Origin of the sequence: Mycoplasma cottewii (assembly GCF_024918975.1) — a bacterium.
Classification (GTDB): domain Bacteria; phylum Bacillota_I; class Bacilli_A; order Mycoplasmatales; family Mycoplasmataceae; genus Mycoplasma; species Mycoplasma cottewii.
Genome location: NZ_CP103424.1, coordinates 575,973 through 593,047, shown reverse-complemented (window position 1 = coordinate 593,047; position 17,075 = coordinate 575,973). Strand labels below are relative to the sequence as shown.

At 25.0% G+C, this 17,075-nt stretch carries 15 protein-coding genes and 1 pseudogene; 12 read left to right on the top strand and 4 right to left on the bottom strand.

What is annotated here, in order from left to right:
• The first annotated feature begins 111 nt into the window (after positions 1-111).
• From NX779_RS02570 to rplT, 7 genes are all read left to right on the top strand, one after another.
• Positions 112-3,240: an STREFT protein gene (locus tag NX779_RS02570; RefSeq protein WP_259429863.1), complete on the top strand. Its 3,129-nt coding sequence runs from the start codon at positions 112-114 to the stop codon at positions 3,238-3,240.
• A gap of 84 nt (positions 3,241-3,324) precedes the next feature.
• Positions 3,325-3,747: a pantetheine-phosphate adenylyltransferase gene (gene coaD / locus NX779_RS02565; protein WP_259429862.1), complete on the top strand. Its 423-nt coding sequence runs from the start codon at positions 3,325-3,327 to the stop codon at positions 3,745-3,747.
• Between the two features lie 65 nt (positions 3,748-3,812).
• Positions 3,813-5,537 (top strand): phosphoenolpyruvate--protein phosphotransferase, encoded by a 1,725-nt coding sequence (gene ptsP, locus NX779_RS02560; protein ID WP_259429861.1) that lies wholly within the window; start codon positions 3,813-3,815, stop codon positions 5,535-5,537.
• Positions 5,538-5,606: 69 nt separating this feature from the next.
• The gene (locus NX779_RS02555; RefSeq protein ID WP_259429860.1) at positions 5,607-6,074 is read left to right on the top strand and encodes a PTS sugar transporter subunit IIA; all 468 of its coding nucleotides are present in this window, start codon (positions 5,607-5,609) and stop codon (positions 6,072-6,074) included.
• 220 nt (positions 6,075-6,294) lie between these two features.
• Positions 6,295-6,840: a translation initiation factor IF-3 gene (infC, locus tag NX779_RS02550; RefSeq protein WP_004426337.1), complete on the top strand. Its 546-nt coding sequence runs from the start codon at positions 6,295-6,297 to the stop codon at positions 6,838-6,840.
• Between the two features lie 22 nt (positions 6,841-6,862).
• The gene (gene rpmI / locus NX779_RS02545; protein ID WP_004426338.1) at positions 6,863-7,057 is read left to right on the top strand and encodes a 50S ribosomal protein L35; all 195 of its coding nucleotides are present in this window, start codon (positions 6,863-6,865) and stop codon (positions 7,055-7,057) included.
• A 20-nt stretch (positions 7,058-7,077) separates the two neighbouring features.
• Entirely contained in the window at positions 7,078-7,437 is a 360-nt protein-coding gene (rplT, locus tag NX779_RS02540; RefSeq protein WP_042733346.1) for a 50S ribosomal protein L20, read from the top strand.
• A gap of 76 nt (positions 7,438-7,513) precedes the next feature.
• Here rplT and NX779_RS02535 read toward each other — a convergent pair whose 3' ends face one another.
• From NX779_RS02535 to trpS, 3 genes are read right to left on the bottom strand one after another with little or no spacing between them, the layout of a single operon-like run.
• Positions 7,514-8,236 carry an ECF transporter S component family protein gene (locus NX779_RS02535; RefSeq protein WP_259429858.1) on the bottom strand — a complete coding sequence of 241 codons (723 nt, stop codon included), beginning with the start codon at positions 8,234-8,236 and terminating at the stop codon, positions 7,514-7,516.
• A gap of 56 nt (positions 8,237-8,292) precedes the next feature.
• Positions 8,293-9,567, bottom strand: coding sequence for a methylenetetrahydrofolate--tRNA-(uracil(54)-C(5))-methyltransferase (FADH(2)-oxidizing) TrmFO (trmFO, locus tag NX779_RS02530; RefSeq protein WP_259429857.1), 1,275 nt, complete (start codon positions 9,565-9,567; stop codon positions 8,293-8,295).
• Positions 9,568-9,608: 41 nt separating this feature from the next.
• Positions 9,609-10,625 (bottom strand): tryptophan--tRNA ligase, encoded by a 1,017-nt coding sequence (gene trpS, locus NX779_RS02525; RefSeq protein ID WP_259429856.1) that lies wholly within the window; start codon positions 10,623-10,625, stop codon positions 9,609-9,611.
• Between the two features lie 190 nt (positions 10,626-10,815).
• On the opposite strand from trpS, the gene NX779_RS02520 reads away from it, so the two are divergent.
• From NX779_RS02520 to NX779_RS02510, 3 genes are all read left to right on the top strand, one after another.
• Positions 10,816-11,250: a hypothetical protein gene (locus NX779_RS02520; RefSeq protein WP_259429855.1), complete on the top strand. Its 435-nt coding sequence runs from the start codon at positions 10,816-10,818 to the stop codon at positions 11,248-11,250.
• A 70-nt stretch (positions 11,251-11,320) separates the two neighbouring features.
• Positions 11,321-12,040 carry an SDR family oxidoreductase gene (locus tag NX779_RS02515; RefSeq protein ID WP_259429854.1) on the top strand — a complete coding sequence of 240 codons (720 nt, stop codon included), beginning with the start codon at positions 11,321-11,323 and terminating at the stop codon, positions 12,038-12,040.
• 115 nt (positions 12,041-12,155) lie between these two features.
• Complete coding sequence (locus NX779_RS02510; protein WP_259429853.1) at positions 12,156-12,953, top strand: diacylglycerol kinase catalytic domain-containing protein; 798 nt, start codon at positions 12,156-12,158, stop codon at positions 12,951-12,953.
• Here the strand turns inward: NX779_RS02510 and NX779_RS02505 are convergent.
• Positions 12,950-13,933, bottom strand: a pseudogene (locus tag NX779_RS02505) (DNA cytosine methyltransferase). The gene NX779_RS02510 and the pseudogene NX779_RS02505 sit on opposite strands and share 4 nt — an antisense overlap.
• A 790-nt stretch (positions 13,934-14,723) precedes the next feature.
• Between NX779_RS02505 and NX779_RS02500 the strand changes: the two are divergent.
• Both NX779_RS02500 and NX779_RS02495 read left to right on the top strand, forming a co-directional pair.
• Positions 14,724-15,029 (top strand): lipoprotein, encoded by a 306-nt coding sequence (locus tag NX779_RS02500; protein WP_259429852.1) that lies wholly within the window; start codon positions 14,724-14,726, stop codon positions 15,027-15,029.
• A 190-nt stretch (positions 15,030-15,219) separates the two neighbouring features.
• Complete coding sequence (locus tag NX779_RS02495) at positions 15,220-16,971, top strand: ribonuclease J (protein WP_259429851.1); 1,752 nt, start codon at positions 15,220-15,222, stop codon at positions 16,969-16,971.
• The last annotated feature ends 104 nt before the right edge of the window (positions 16,972-17,075 follow it).

The following is a 17,075-nucleotide window of genomic DNA, read 5'->3' as shown; positions in this document are numbered from 1 at the left end:
ACATGCTTATATTATATAATATTAGTATTGAAAAGATAAACCTAATAAAATATTAAATGCAAATTTATTTGTTTATCTTATAAAAACTAAAAGGAGAGTAGGTTTAATCTAATGGCTAAATTATGAAAATCATTAAAAGATTATAAAAAATGATATGTACCTATTTTAATGCTTTTAGTTGTTATAAGTGCTTTTTTAGGTTTTACTTCTAGTTATGTAGATAATAAAAAAAATAAATTTATTAATAGTGTTGAAAATTATATTAAACTAAGTTCTTATGCTGTTAAAGGTAAAATTTTAAATGATGAAGAAGGAATTGATGCTAATTATATTAATCAACGTTTAGCAAATAAAAAAGTAATTGATGAATTAGGAACTAATTTTATATGAAAACCAGATAACGATAGTTCAGTTAGTGATACTAAAATTGGTGATGTTTTAGAAAGTTATTTTGGTAAAAGTAGTGATCTTTTTAATAAAGAAATTCAATATATAGATAAAAATGATAATAATCAACTTAAAGATATAACTAAAAAATCACCTGATTCAATCGTTCCAGATAGTATTGAACCTTTAATTAATCAACTATCTATTGTTCAAAATACTTTAGCAAGTGTTTCATCTCAAACTTTAGGATTGGGAATTGATTTAATTCAAAAAAATGTTTTAACAACAAATAAACTTATTGATAGCATTAAACACAATGATATTGTAAAAAAAGTAATAGAATTTATTGTTAATAATGAAAAAACACTTAAAAGTATAGGTGAATTTTTAATTAATAACCATAAATTAAATCCTAGTTTTTATAAAAACTTAAACGTAAGACAATTATTTAATAAAGAATTAAATAGTATTTCAACAGCTATTACAGGGCAAGAGCATTTTAATCATAATACTGATAATTTAGCAGAAGATTTATCAAGTTTTATTTTAAAAACAGCTTATCAAGTAATTGCAACTGAGTTTGGTAAAAAAGATGTTGAATTTTTAGATAAAATAAAAAACGTTTTTAATGAATTTAAAAACGTTTTTAACCGTGAAATGTTAATTAAAATACTACCTGAACTTTTAAGATATATAAAAAGTGAATTATACTTTTCAATGTATTATGTAGTTAATGAAAATTTAAGTATAAGTGAACTATTAAATAAAAGAGTTGAGTCATTTAAAATTTTAGCTGATGACAAATTAGATCTTTTAGTTTTAATTAAAGGTTTAGCTAAAGTAATGCAAGAAGAAAAATACGCTAACAGATTTTTAGATTTCATGTTTAAAAGAGTAGATAAATCTAAAGTTTATTTTGATGCAAAAAATAAACCAAATAGTATTGGAACTTCTAATTTATTTTTCGATCTTATTAACTCAGTTCAAAATTTAATACTTTTCTTATCAAATGCTTTAGAACATGTAGTTCCTATAATTGAAAAATACGTTAAAACTCATCAAGATAATATTCAAAAATTAATAACTGATCAAATTAATAAATTATTTGAAAAAGTTAGCGCAGGTCATAAAAAAGCTTATTTTAATGGTAATAAATTAAATATAGAAATTTGATCTGGTACAAGATTTTTTGACATTAACTATGTAACAGGTCATGTTCATATTTTTGGTGAAAAAGGAATTATTACTACAGTTATAAATGCTTTAAAAAATTTATTTTCACTTTATTCTAATGTTGGTGCAACATTATTGAATTTTATAAAACATATTTTTTATAGAGATAAAGAATTTAATTTTACTTTTAAAGATGCGTTTATAAATATAAGTAATATTTGAAAATTATTTAGTGATATATTAGATATAAGATATATTGATGATAATAAAAGAGAGTTAGCACTATATTTAGGGTTAGGTCCTGGAAAAGTCATTGAAGCGTGATCTATATATGATGTAATTAATCTTCCTAATAGAGGTATTGTTAACAGTATAGGAAGTATAGTAAAAGATATCAATAAAGTTTTAGACCCTTTAAGAACAATATTAAATAAATTAACTGAATATAAATTTATAAATTCACCTAGTGAATTTGTAGACAGTCAAAGTTCAGGGATAAATAAAACAAAATGATTCCCAGCATATTTAGAAAACGCTGGAAAATACTTTGAAAAACAATCAGATATTGAAACTCCTGAATATGATCTAATTAAAACTTTATATGATGAGAATGGAAATTTTGCAACAGAGTTTACTCAAAAATGAGCTGAATTTATTATTCCAGATATTAAAGATAACTCTAATCCACTTATTCCTATTGTTAAAGCAATAACAAACAATAAACCAGTAAAACAAAAAGGTAAAGATCAACCTGCTGTTATTAATTCTCTAGCTGATATTAAAAATGCTATAGAAATTTCTGGAGAATCATTAATTTCAAATACTGCATTTTATAGAAACATTCCGTCATTAAAAAATATAAATGTGCCATTATCTAAATTAAAAGCACTAGGTATAGATGGAATTAATGATGAAACTTTAGATAAATTTTTATCTAGAATTGGAACATCAGTTGAACAATACTTAGATAAACACCCTAAAGAATCTATTGGAATTGATGTTTCAGCAATAGGTTATATTTTAAAATCTTTATACATTAAAGTGACTGCGACTTCATCAGATCCAAAATCAGAAAAAGTTGAAAATAAAAATATTCTTCAAACTATTATTGATTCACTAGATTCTCGTGAATCAAATGATAGTTCAACTAAACCTGATTATTCTTATTTCTTATGAGATAAAATTAAATTTACTTTAGATGGTCAAGATTTAACTAATGAAATTACAATGGATAAATCAGTTTCTCCTTTAAGATATTTAATAGGAATAGATCAATCAACATTTATTAAAAAATCTATATCACATAGTTTATGTATTTTATTAGGTGGATTAAATATTCATGATGAATTTTACAATGTAAGTGTAAATAATAAAAAATCAGTTACCTCATTATTTGAAGCTTTAAGTTTTGTTTTAAATAATAAACAAAAAGAACTGAACCAAAAAGAAAAAGAAATTATTGGTCAATACTATGAAAAAGATGCTTGAACAACTAAACATATTAGTTCATCAAAAAATAAAATTAAATATAAATTAATAAGAACTAAGTTCTCAAATTCTCAATTTAATAATATTATTGGTCAAGAATTTGAAGTTACACTTGAAAAACAAGAAAATAATAATTCATATTGAGAAATTAAAAGTGTTATAGCTTTAAACTATACAAATTTATTACAGTAACAGTCGTTACTGTTTTTTTGTAATATTAATTTCAAAATTTGTATTAATTAACTATAATTAATATGTGAATTAAAAGAGGTTGTTATGAAGATTGCTATTTATCCTGGAAGTTTTGATCCATTTCACGATGGTCATTTAAATATAGTAAAAAAAGCAAGTTCTTTATTTGATAAATTATTTATAGTAGTTAGTAAAAATATTAATAAATCTAGTTTATTAAGTTTTGAAAAAAGAATTGAAATTATAACTAATTTAACTAAAGATTTAGATAATGTTTCGGTTATAGCAAATAAAGATCAATTAACAACTGATATAGCTAAAAAATTAAACGCTAAATATATTGTTAGAGGTTTAAGAAGCCAACAAGATTTTGATTATGAATTAAACTATTATGATGGATTTAAAAGTTTAGATCCAAATATAGAAATAGTTTATTTTATAAGTGATTTAGAAAAAAGACAATTATCATCTAGTGCAATTAAAGAAATAAAATTTTATAAAAATTAATTATTGTTTTATTTTCTTAAAAAAATTACAATTAATATTAAATTATTAGAATAAGGGGATTGATTATGAGTAAACAACTTAAAGCAATTGGTGCTAGTGAAGGTATAGCGGTAGCCAAAGCTCTTATAATTAATGAAGAAGAAATTATAGTTAATAAAATAGAAATTAAAGATGTTGATGCTGAAATTAAAAAATTAGAAGATGCAATTTTACAATCAGTTAATGATCTAGAAAATTTAAGAAAAATTACATTTGAAAAACTAGGAGAAGAAAAAGCTGCAATTTTTGATGCACACAAAGATATTGCAAATGATCCAATGATCAAAGAAGAAATCATTTCTTTAATTAGTTCAGAAAAAGTTAATGCTGATTATGCAACAAAAGAAGTTACTAATAAATATTTTGAAATGTTTAGCATGATGGATGATGCTTATTTTAAAGAACGTAGTGCTGATGTTAAAGATGTTGCATCAAGAATTATTAAACACATTTTAAATATTAAAATTATTGATCTTTCAACAATAAATCAAGAAGTTATTATTGTTGCTGAAGATCTAACTCCAAGTCAAACTGCTCAATTAGATAAAAAATTTGTAAAAGGATTTTTAACAAACATTGGTGGACGAACAAGTCATGCTGCTATTATGGCTAGAAGTTTAGAAATTCCAGCTGTTTTAGGATTAAAAACAATAACTAGTCAAGCTAAAGATGGAGAAATGATCGCTTTAGATGGTGCAAGTGGAATTGTTGAATTAGAGTTAAATCAAACTGATATTGAAAAATACCAACAAAAAGCAATTGAATATAAAAAACTACAAGCTGAATTAAAATTATTTAAAGACAAAGCTTCTCTTACAAAAGATGGTGTTGAAAAATTAATTGAAGCAAATATCGGTTCGCCTAATGATGTTGAAGGAGTTTTAGCATCAGGAGCTGAAGGGATTGGATTATTCCGTAGTGAATTTTTATACATGGACAACGATCATTTCCCAACTGAAGAAGAACAATTTGAAGCTTATAAAAAAGTTTTAGTTGATATGAATCAAAAACTAGTTATCATTAGAACACTAGATATTGGTGGAGATAAAAAATTATCATACTTTAACTTCCCTGAAGAAATGAATCCATTTTTAGGTTATAGAGCAATTAGATTCACACTAGATAGAAAAGATATTTTTAAAGATCAAATTCGTGCTTTATTAAGAGCTTCAGCGTTTGGTAAACTAGGAATAATGTTTCCTATGATTGCTACAATTGATGAGTTTAAAGCTGCTAAACAATTTGTTGAAGATTGTAAAAAACAATTAGATGAAGAAAATATTAAATATGATAAAGATGTTCAAATTGGTATGATGGTTGAAATTCCAGCGGCCGCAGTTAATGCTGATCAATTTAGTAAGTACTCTGATTTCTTCTCAATTGGAACTAATGATTTAATTCAATATACAATGGCAAGTGATAGAATGAATCAAAACGTGTCTTATCTATATCAACCAACTAATCCATCTATTTTAAAATTAATTAAAATGACAATTGATGGTGGTCATAAAAATAATAAATGAGTTGGTATGTGTGGTGAGATGGCAGGAGATGTTCAAGCATTACCGATATTATTAGGATTAGGATTAGATGCATTTTCAATGAGTGCAACTTCAGTTTTAAGAGCAAGATCATTAATGAGTAAAATTGATATGAATTCAGCTGTTGAATTATCAAACAAAGCTTTAGAATGTGAAAACGAAAATCAAGTTTTAGAATTAGTTGATGAATTTTTAAATAATTTAAAATAGAAATATCTATAAACTTAAATAAAATAATTAAATGTTAAAATTAAAATAGTAGATAAAAGAGGGATTAATATGTGACCATTTAAAAAGAAAAATATTGAAATATTAGCACCTTGTGATGGTGAAATTGTTAGCTTAGATAAAGTAGAAGATGATGTTTTTAGAGAAAAAATGATGGGTGATGGTTTTGCTATCATTCCAAGTTCAAATGATTTTTTTGCTCCAATTGCAGGAAAATTAATGACTGTTTTTCCTACAAAACACGCTTATGGAATTCAAACTAAACAAGGAGTTGAAATTCTAATTCATATTGGATTAGATACTGTTAATTTAAACGGAGAAGGATTTGATTCAGTTGTTGAACAAGATCAAATGATTAAAGCTAATGAAAAATTAGTAACAGTTGATCTTAAAAAAATTGCTAAAAAAGTGCCTTCAATTACAACTCCAATTGTTTTTACAAATCCAATGGAAAAATCAATTGAAGTTGTTAAATTTGGTAAAGTAAAACAAGGTGAAGTTGTAGCTATTTTAAAATAATTATTAGATATGCATTGCATATCTTTTATTTTTGAAAAATTTTGTAATTTACACTTTATATTTATTAATAAATAATATACAATTATCTTGTTTAAAGAAGAAGCACTCGCTCACCATTAGCAATTAGGCAAAATGGTAATAACTTTTTTATGATGGTTATATGCAATAAGTGTGCTTTCTAATTCTTTAATGGCACATTTTTTATTTTAAGGAGAAATACATGGATAACAGACAAAGAAATTCAAGACCTATGAAAAATCAAGAACCAATAAATGAATTCATTAGAGCTAGTCAAATTTTAGTGATTGATGAAAATAAAGAAAAACTAGGTGTTATGTCTAGAAAAGAAGCATTAGCTTTAGCTAGTTCAAAAAACTTAGATTTATATCAAGTTGGTGTTCAACCTGATGGAGTTGCTATTGCTAGAATAGTAAATTACGGTAAGTTCAAGTATGAACAACAAAAGAAATTAAAAGAAGCTAAAAAACACCAAGCTAAAACAGAAAACAAAGAAATTAGATTAACAGTTAATATTGGTCAACATGATTTAGAAACTAAAGCAAGAAAGGCTAAAGAATTTTTAGTAGAAGGAAACCGTGTTAAAGTTTCATTAAAATTTAAAGGTAGAGAAATTGCATATGTTGATTTAGGACAACAAACTTTAGATAGATTCTTTGATTTAGTTAGTGATGTAGCTAAAATTGAAAAAGAAGCTAAATTAAATTCTAGATTTTTAGATATGTATATCGTGCCTAAGAAAAATTAGTTAAGACAAGGAGTAAAACATTATGGCAAAAATGAAAACAAAAAAATCTTTAGCTAAACGTGTTATTGAAAAACCAAATGGTTCTTTAAAAAGAGGTAAAGCTTATAGATCACACCGTGCAACAGGTAAAACTACTAAACAAAAACGTCACTTAGAAAAAATGACAGTAGTAAGTAAATCAGATATGAAAAACTTAAAAGGTTTATTACAAGGATAATATAGGAGGATAACAGAAATATGGCAAGAGTTAAATTTGGAAAAGTAACTAGAGCAAGAAGAAAACGTTGAATTAAACGTGCTAAAGGTTACTACGGAACTAAAAAATCTTCATACAAAAAAGCACATGAACAAGTAATTCGTTCTATGGCTTATGCATTCGTAGGACGTAAAGAAAGAAAACGTAACTTTAGATCATTATGAATCGTTCGTATTAATGCAGCTGTTAGACCAGAAGGATTATCATACTCAACATTTATGCACGGATTAAAATTAGCTAACATTGAAGTAAACAGAAAAATGTTATCTGAATTAGCTATTAACAATGCTGAAGAATTCAAAGCATTAGTTGAAGTTGCTAAAAAAGCTTTAAACAAATAGTTATTAAAAAATCGCTTTATGCGATTTTTTTTATTATTCTTAATAATTCTTTATAGTTTGGTACTAAAAAAACTACTTATGCAGTAGTTTTTTGTAAATTAGAGCTTATATTTTTAGATCTTTTCTTTGAAAATAAGTGATCTAAACTTCCGAATCTAGTTGCTCAAGTTTTTCCTTCAACAGTAGGGTTATTTTTTAATAATAATAAACATACTTCAAAACAAGGAATAATAAGAAGTGGTTCTATTAGTACGTCTAAAGGAAACACTATGAATTTTTTTGGAAGTAACATTCATTGTCAGAATGTTCTTTCTCCACCAACACTCGCTCATGATGCAATTGGAAAGGCTACGAATGTCATTAGAAAACTTGCTATAGCTAAGAATGAATATACTAAGATTACATAAGTTAGTTTTGATTCTGATTTAAATAAGAATACTAAAGAACCTAACATAGCATATAAAACATACATTGCTAAAATTGAAGCGTGAATAAATGTTTGAATAAATCCTAGTCCTATTAATCAACTTAATGTTCCAACAATCGCTCCTCCAACAGGACCAAACATCATACCTGATAAGAATAAAACGAAGTTTCCTAACATTAATCTAGTATTGAAAAATATACCAGAGTTACCTATACAGTTAGTTAAAATAACAATTAATGCAATAAGCATTCCCATTAATGTAATACTACTTGTATTAATTTTTTTCATAAATTTACGATCCATTAGATATGCTATAAAATATAGTGATATCAAAATAAATATAGCAACTGCAGTAGTTATTGCGTAAACCATTTCGACCTCCAAAATAATTTATTTTATTTACTTTATTATACCAAGCAAGCAAAATATTAACAATTTTTATTAATTTTAGAAATGTATTTTTCAATAGATTTTATAGCTTTATTTGATAGTTTTTGTTTATCAATTAAACTAGTTGGCATTTTTGTATTTTTTCCAACAATTGCTCAATTAATTTTAATTGGTTGAAAAATTTGATCAGTAGTTTTATGTAAATAATTACATAATGCTCCAATTGTTGAATCAACACTTGGAATAATTATTTTTTTATTATTTAAATATCGGTCAAGATTTATTGAACTAATAATAGCACTTGCTGTTGATTCGACATATCCATCAACTCCAGTAATTTGTCCTGCAAAAAATATATTAGGATGATTCTTTAATTGAAAACCTACATTAAAAAGTTTTTTACTATTAATATAATCATTTTTATGCATAACTCCATATCTTAATATTTCTGCATTTTCTAGTCCTGGTATGCTTTTAATTATATTTTTTTGAAATGGTCATTTAATACTTGTCTGAAAACCTACTATATTGTAAATATTATCTTTAACACTATCTTTTTTTAATCTAACACTAGCATAACTATTTTTAATTGGCTTAAATATTGTTTTTAATAATAACTCTTTATCTTTAGCAATTGATTCAAGAGATTTTAAACCATAGTCTTCAACCATTTGTATTTCATTATTAAGTGGTGATATAAAAATTTCAGCATCAATTATTTGTTTATAAATATTTTCAAATTGTTGTTTGTTTAATAGACAATAAAGATCATCATTTTCTTGATACATTAAATTCATATTAATTGATTCTTTTCACACCATAGGTTCAACTGCATCAAATAAATAAAAATTTTCTTCACCAACTAAATCTCTAATTGAATTTTCTAAATTAGTAGTTGTAATTGGTCCAGTTGCTATTATAGTTGGTATATTCAGATCAATTTCAACATATTCTTGTTTAATGATTTTTAAATTTTTTTGAGATTGTAAAAAGTTTGTAATATATTCTTGAAATTTAATTCTATTTAAAACTAACGAGTTATTAGTGTCTTCAGTTGAACTAAATTCTGCAGCTTTAATTACCAATGAATCTAATAACCTCATTTCTTGTTTTAATGTGCCAACTGAATCAGTTAATAAATTAGATCTAAAAGAATCAGAGTAAGCTAAATTAGCAAATAAATCATTATGTTGAATTGGATTTTTCTTTAAATATTTAACTTCATATAATTCTACAAAATAATTTCTTTTTAATAATTGATAACAAGCTTCACAACCTGCTAGTCCAGCTCCAATAACTCTAACTGTTTTCATAATCTTCTCCTAATAAAAAAGTAACTAAATAGTTACTAAAATTATTTTCTATTATAATTTAAACCTAATAAGTTTTGAACTTTATTTAATTTTTTATTAGCTATTTTTCTAGCTCTTTCTGCTCCGATTTCTAATCATTGTTCAACTTCTTTTGAATTATATAATTCTTTAAAACGTTGTTGAATCGGATCAATTAAATTAATTAATACTTCAGTTACATCATCTTTTAAATCTTTATAGTTTTTATTTTCTCAACGTTTTTCAGCGTCACTTATACTTGTATTTGTTAATTCACAATAAATAGTTATTAAGTTTGAAACACCAGGTTTATTTATTGGATCGTATTTAATTAAATCTTCAGAATCAGTTAAAGCAGCTTTAATTTTTGATCTAATTTGATCAGGTGTATCTAACATTGTAATAATTGATTTTGGATTAGTACTTGATTTACTCATCTTTTTAGTAGGATCTTGTAGATCCATAATTTTTGCAGTTTTTTCACTAATTAATGGTTCAGGTATTTCAAACATTTTTCCATATTTATTATTCATTCTCACAGCTAAATCTCTTGTAAGTTCTAAGTGTTGTTTTTGATCAACTCCAATCGGAACAAATTTTGCATCATATAATAAAATATCACTAGCCATTAATGCTGGATAAGCAAATAATCCTGTTGGAATATAAGATTTACCATTTATTGATTCAGCTTTAACTGATTTATCTTTAAATTGAGTCATTCTAGATAATTCACCCATTGTAGTATGAGTTGTTAAAATTCAACCTAATTGACAATGTTGAGTTACATCAGATTGTAAAAAGATAGTTGATTTATTAATATCAAGTCCACAAGCAAAATATAATGCAGCTATTTCTTTTGTATTTTTTCTTAGTTTTTCTTTATCTTGAGGTAAAGTTATCGCATGTAAATTAGCTATGAAAATATATAAATCATGTTCATTTTGAAATTCAATAAAACGTTTAACAACACCTAAATAATTACCTAAAGTCATAGTTCCACTTGGTGTAATTCCACTTACCATTATTTGTTTATTATCCATAATTTCTCCTTGAAAGTTCATAATATTATTATACTTTTTATATTTTAATATCAAAAGTATTTTATTGTTTAATTATTCTACTTTAGTTTTTCAATTTTAATTATACATATTTAATTGTTTACTATAATATTAGTGTAGATATATGACAGATGACTTTTGCAAAATCTTTATTTTGTAGAAAGGATAAAATATGAGGTTTTGAAGAAAGTTAATTTTATTTTTCTCACTTAGTTCAATGATGAAAGTTTCATTTACTGTAGTTTCTTGTGCTTGTCCGACAAATTCAACAACAAATAGTATGAAAGAAGAAATTCATCTATTTCAACAACAACTAATTAAAAAAGAAATTGATTTATTACGTAAAACTAAAAATTTATCATCTAGTGAAACTAAATTACATTACTCACATCAAAATGTTTCTTTTTTCAGACAAAAATTAGAAACTGAACTTTTAGATAATGAAAACCTTATTGTTAAGTTATTAGAAATTACAAATATTAATGACTGAAAAAACTCTAATTTTAAACAAAAAATAATTTGAATCCATCAAGCTATGTTATTAACAAATCAAATTGATAAACAATGAGAATCAAGTGTTAATGATATCTTAAATTTTGTAAATTAAATTAATAATAATACTATAGAATAAGTTTATTAGTAAGCTTATTTTCTTATATAATATTTTTGGTGATAACATGAAAAAATTAGTAGTAATTACAGGAGCAAGTAGTGGTATTGGATTAGAGTGTGCTAAGTTATTTTCTAGTTTAGGTTATCCATTACTAATTATGGCTAGAAGAAAAGAACTATTAGATAATTTAAATTTAGATAATTGTATGACAGCACGAGTTGATGTTAGAAATTTAGATGAAGTTAAAAATGCAATTAAAATAGCTGAAGAAAAATTTGGCCCAGTTGATTTATTAATTAATAATGCAGGAATTATGATTTTAGATAAATATATTGATCAAAATATTCAACAAAAATATGACATGATCGATATTAACATTAAAGGTGTAATTAACGGAATGGACGCAGTATTACCTAGTATGATCAAACAAAATCATGGAACTATAATTAATATTTCGAGTGTTGCAGCTAGATATACATATACTGATCATGCAGTTTATAATGGAAGCAAATTCGCAGTTAATGCAATTACAGAACAAACAAGACGTGAATTAGCTCATACAAATATTAGATTTAGTTTAATTGAACCAGGGACAGTTGCAACTAATTTATTAAATTCAACTAAAAAAGAAATTTTAGATGAACATATGCAATTTATTAATGAAATTGATGGTGGATTAGCTGCAGTTGATATTGCTAGAACTATTTTATATGTTTATCAATTACCACAAAATATTTCAATTAAAGAGTTAATGATAGCTCATACTAATGAAACAGAAATTTAGATAATTCTCTAACTGTATTGTTAGAGTTTTTTAATCTTAAATTAAAATATAAGTAAAGTTTAGACAAGTTATTTCTAATCAAATGTATATAATAACAATTAAGGAGCTGATTGATATGAAATACAGTTTAGTGACAAATAGTTATGATAAAACAAATAATATTAAAAATGATTTAATTGAATTATTAAATAAAAATAATTTTGTTGAAGATGAAAAGAATCCTGATATCGTTTTTGTAATTGGAGGTGATGGTACTTTTTTAGTAGCCATTCACAAATATCAACATTTATTAGATAAATTAGTTTTTGCTCCAATTAAGTTTGGTGGAATTGGGTTTTATACTAATAAAAATAGAATTGAAGATTTACAAGAAGCAATTTGTTGTGATTTATTAAAAAATGCAAATGTTACTCAACTTGCTTTATTAGAAGTTAATTTTAATGACAAAAAAGTTTATGCAATAAATGAAATAAAAGTTATAAATCACACAAGACCATTAACAACAAAAATTTATATTAATAATGAACTTTTAGAAGAATTTAAAGGAACAGGTTTAGTTTTTTCAACACCAAGTGGATCAACTGGATTTATGAAATCAGCTCATGGTGCAATTATTTATCCCGAAGTGTCATTATATGAAATGCAAGAGTTAATGCCTGTTTCAACTAACAAATTTAGAACATTAAACGCTCCTGTTATTTTTTCAGATCAACAACAAATTAAATTAGAATTAGAAAGTTTAGATAAAGTAGGATTAAGTGCTGATACTTTTGAATATGATTTAGAATCAAAAAACTTATTAGTTAAATTAAGTAGTAAAAAAATTAGATTATTAAATTTAAGCAAACATAAAATTAGTAAAACTGAAATATTAAATGATATTTTTGTTTTAAATGATAAGACTAAAAATTAAATAAAATTATAATCGTGATTTAAAGTCTTAGATATATTAATTGTTATATATTGTAAAACATCAACAACCACAGAGTTTCCAAATTGTTTATATGTTTGATTAAAAGAATTATCTATTTTATATCAGTCTGGATATCCCATTAATCTAGCACATTTTCTTGGATGAAGTTTTCTTGTTTTTAACTAGATAACCTCCAGTTTTTGAAAAAACTCCACCACCATTTGCTGATAGTGTAATAGCTGTTCCTTTAACACTGTATATTCTTTCTCCTTGTCCGCCTTTTCCAACTGCTCCGATGACACTGATTTAACAGAATTTGTGTTAGAAATTTGATTTTTTAAAGATAAGTCAGATCTTTTTATAACAAGATTTTCAGTTTCTTTATCTTCTAATAAAATATCTTCAACAAATTTATTTAATTTAAAAGGTTTTGGAAAATTAAAAGAGTTAATATTTAAATCTTTTCTAAAACAAACAATATAAATTCTTTCTCTTTTTTGTGGAACTCCAAAATCTAAAGAGTTCAAAACATCACTATAAAAATCATAACCTAATTCATCTAAAGTGTCTTTTACTACTTGAAGAGTTTTTCCATTGTCATGAAATGCAAAATTCTTTACGTTTTCTAAAAAGATAACTTTAGGTTTTTTCTTTTTAACTATTCTTGCAACATCAAAAAATAACGTACCTCTTGTATCATTAAAACCCTTTTGTTTTCCGCTTATCGAAAATGCTTGACAAGGAAAACCAGCACATAATATATCATGATCAGGAACACTTGCTTCATCAACTAATGTAATATCATTATCGGGATAATCATTAAAATTATTTTGATAAACGGCTTTTACATGTTTATCTTTTTCGTTTGAATACACACATTTTGCTCCTAAAGACTCTAATGCAAGTCTAAAACCACCCAATCGAGCAAAAAGGTCTATGAATTTAATGCTCTTTAATTGTTTGTCTTTTATGTTTATCATTAGTTCTCCAAAATGTATATAAATATAAAATAATTATATTAAATATCCTAAAGAGTATTTAATATAAATTCATACAATTGCAAGTTAATATACCAATCACATGTAACACTTATTTGTAAAAAGTTAAATGTTGTTTTTTATTTAGAACACGTAAAGTTTCAAATAAAAAAAACAACTTCATTTAGAAGTTGTAATGGTTCTATTTCCTTATTTCGCCATCTCAAATGGTAGGCAGGGCCGGCTAGAACCTGTCCGCCAATCTATAAATAAAATATTTATAAAAATATTTACATTATTAATATATTACAAATAATATCTATTTTCAATAATTTATAATCTGGAATATCTATTCTGAATATTTTATAGCTCTTTCAAAAGAGTTATTTTTATTTAAAGTATTTTTAGTGTCCATTATTTTATATATAAAAAAACAACTTCATTTAGAAGTTGCAATGGTTCTATTTGCTTATTTCTACAGGTCATAAATTCGTAGGAACGGCCGGCTAGAACCTGTCCACCTATATCTATAAATATAAAATATTTACATTATTAATATAATCACAAATTATATCCATTTGTATAATTCCAATATTAGGTTTATTTTAATAATATTTTCTATGCTAACTCTTAAAATTTTAATGACTATGTCTACTAATTATGTAAAACGCTTGAACAAAAAAAAAAAAAAAAAATAGAATAAAGTTAAGTACTGCAAAAGTGAAAATCTATACTTTAGTTGTACTTATTTAAATTCAAAATATATTTTCGATTTAGAGAAGGATACAAACAAATGAAAAAATTACTAACAATTTTAGGATCAGTTGCAATGGTTGCTACAACTGGTGCAGTTGCAGTTGCATGTAAAACTGAAGCTAAAAAACCAGCCGAAGATAATAAACAACCTAACGAAGGACAACCAAGCGGTCAACCAGAAGGACAACCAGAAGGACAACCAGCAGGTCAACCAGAAGGACAACCAGAAGGACAACCAGAAGGACAACCAGCAGGTCAACCAGAAGGACAACCAGAAGGTCAACCAGCAGGTCAACCAGAAGGACAACCAGCAGGTCAACCTGGTGAAAAACCAGCTGCTTAATAATTCACACCAAAACAAGTCTTATGACTTGTTTTTTATATTCACAAGAAAACTACTAAAACACCTCTATTATTCAATAATAAAAATTTATAAGTTAAAATATATATTAAGAAGTAAACTTTTAACTAATCTAACGATTAAACGCGATTAGTGAGATTTTATAATATTTAAAATGAAAGGATTTTTTATAATGCCAAATATTAGATTTACAGCTCTTGGTGGACAAGATGAAAAAGGTAAAAACCTTTACGTCTTAGAAATCAATGATGAGATGTTTATATTAGATGCTGGATTAAAATATCCAGAAAAAGGTATTTTAGGAATTGATACTGTAATTCCTAAATTAGACTTTATTAAACAAAATAAGAAAAAAATTAAAGCAGTATTTTTAACTAATCCTAGTGCTTATAATATCGGTTCATTAGGTTATTTATTAAAAGAAATAGATGTTCCTGTTTATTGTAATGAAATCACTGAATTAATTGCAAAAATCAAAATCGAAAGAATGAGATTAAAACATAAAGAAAAAATGTTTAAAACAGTTAAAGATAAAGATGTAATTAAAGTAGGAAATGTAAAAGTTGAAGTATTTAGAACAACTTCTTCATCACCTCAATCTCTTGGTTATGCTTTTAGTACTGATTTAGGTTCTATTATTTATGTTGGAGATTACATAATTGATGGAAAAGAACAATCTTATTTTTCAACTGATTTTGCTTATATTTCAGAAGTTGCTAAAAAAGGGGTTCTAGCATTTATTTCAGATGCTGAATTTGCTTCACGTCAAGACTTTACTGTTCCAAATCATAAAATTGATCGTTATATAGCTGCACCATTTAAAGAAAAGAAAACAAAAATAGTAGTAGGAATATTTGAAGAAGATATTTATAAATTAAGTGAAATTTGTATGGCTGCTATTGAAAATAATAGAAAAATTGCAGTTTACGGAAGAACAATGGATGCAGTTTTAAAATCTAATTTAATTCATGAAAACTTAGTAATTAATAAAGATTCATTAATTAGCATTCAAGAATATATGCAATCAGATGATGGAGTATTAATTATTTCAGGTAATGCTGATGATCTATATTCTAAATTAATGAAAATAGCAACAGGAAATGATCATGTTGTTGAATTTACTGAAAAAGATGTAATTATTCTAGCAACTCCACCAGCTGCTGGAATTGAAAAAAGACACGCTCAAATTTTAGATGAACTAGCTAGAACTGATGCAAAATTAGTTGCTTTAAGTGATAAAAATATTTGATCAATGAGAGCAAGTTATGAAGATATTAAAATGATGACTTCATTATTAAAACCTAAATATTTTATTCCAATTAAAGCATTATATAAAGAATGTTTAAAAGCCGAAAAAGCAGCAATAGAAGCAGGAGTAGAACCTGGTAATGTTGGAATTATTGATAATGGTGAAACACTAGTATTATCTAAAAAACATTTAGCAATATCTGAACATATAGCTGATGAAGGTAATACTTATGTTGATGGTGTTGGAATTGGTGATGTTGGTTCTATTGTTTTAAATGAAAGAAAACAACTAGCAACTGATGGAGTAATTATAGTTGGTGCAACAATTGATTCTAGAAATAAAGAATTAGTTTCATTAATTGATACTCAAATGCGTGGAGTGTTATACATTCAAGAAGATAATCCAATCTTTAAAATAATTCAAAAAGAAGTAACTAATTTAATTTTAGAAGGTCAAACTTTATTTAAACAACATCCTAATAAATACGATTTAAGTGAAATTAAAAAAGAAATAACAAATAAAGTAAGAAGTTTAGTAAGACAAGAATCAGGAAAAAATCCTATTGTTTTAGCTATTATTAATGAAACTGATGGAAAAGTATTTGTTGCAAAACAAACTAAAAAAAGACATAACAATCAAGCTAAAACTAGTTCAAAACCTAAAAAAGTTCAATAATTAAAAAAGCGTTTAACTCTATTTAAAATAGAAAAAACGCTTTTATAGTCAACTATTAGATTTGTAAAAATAAGATTGTTAAAATATATAAAAAGAGTCAAACT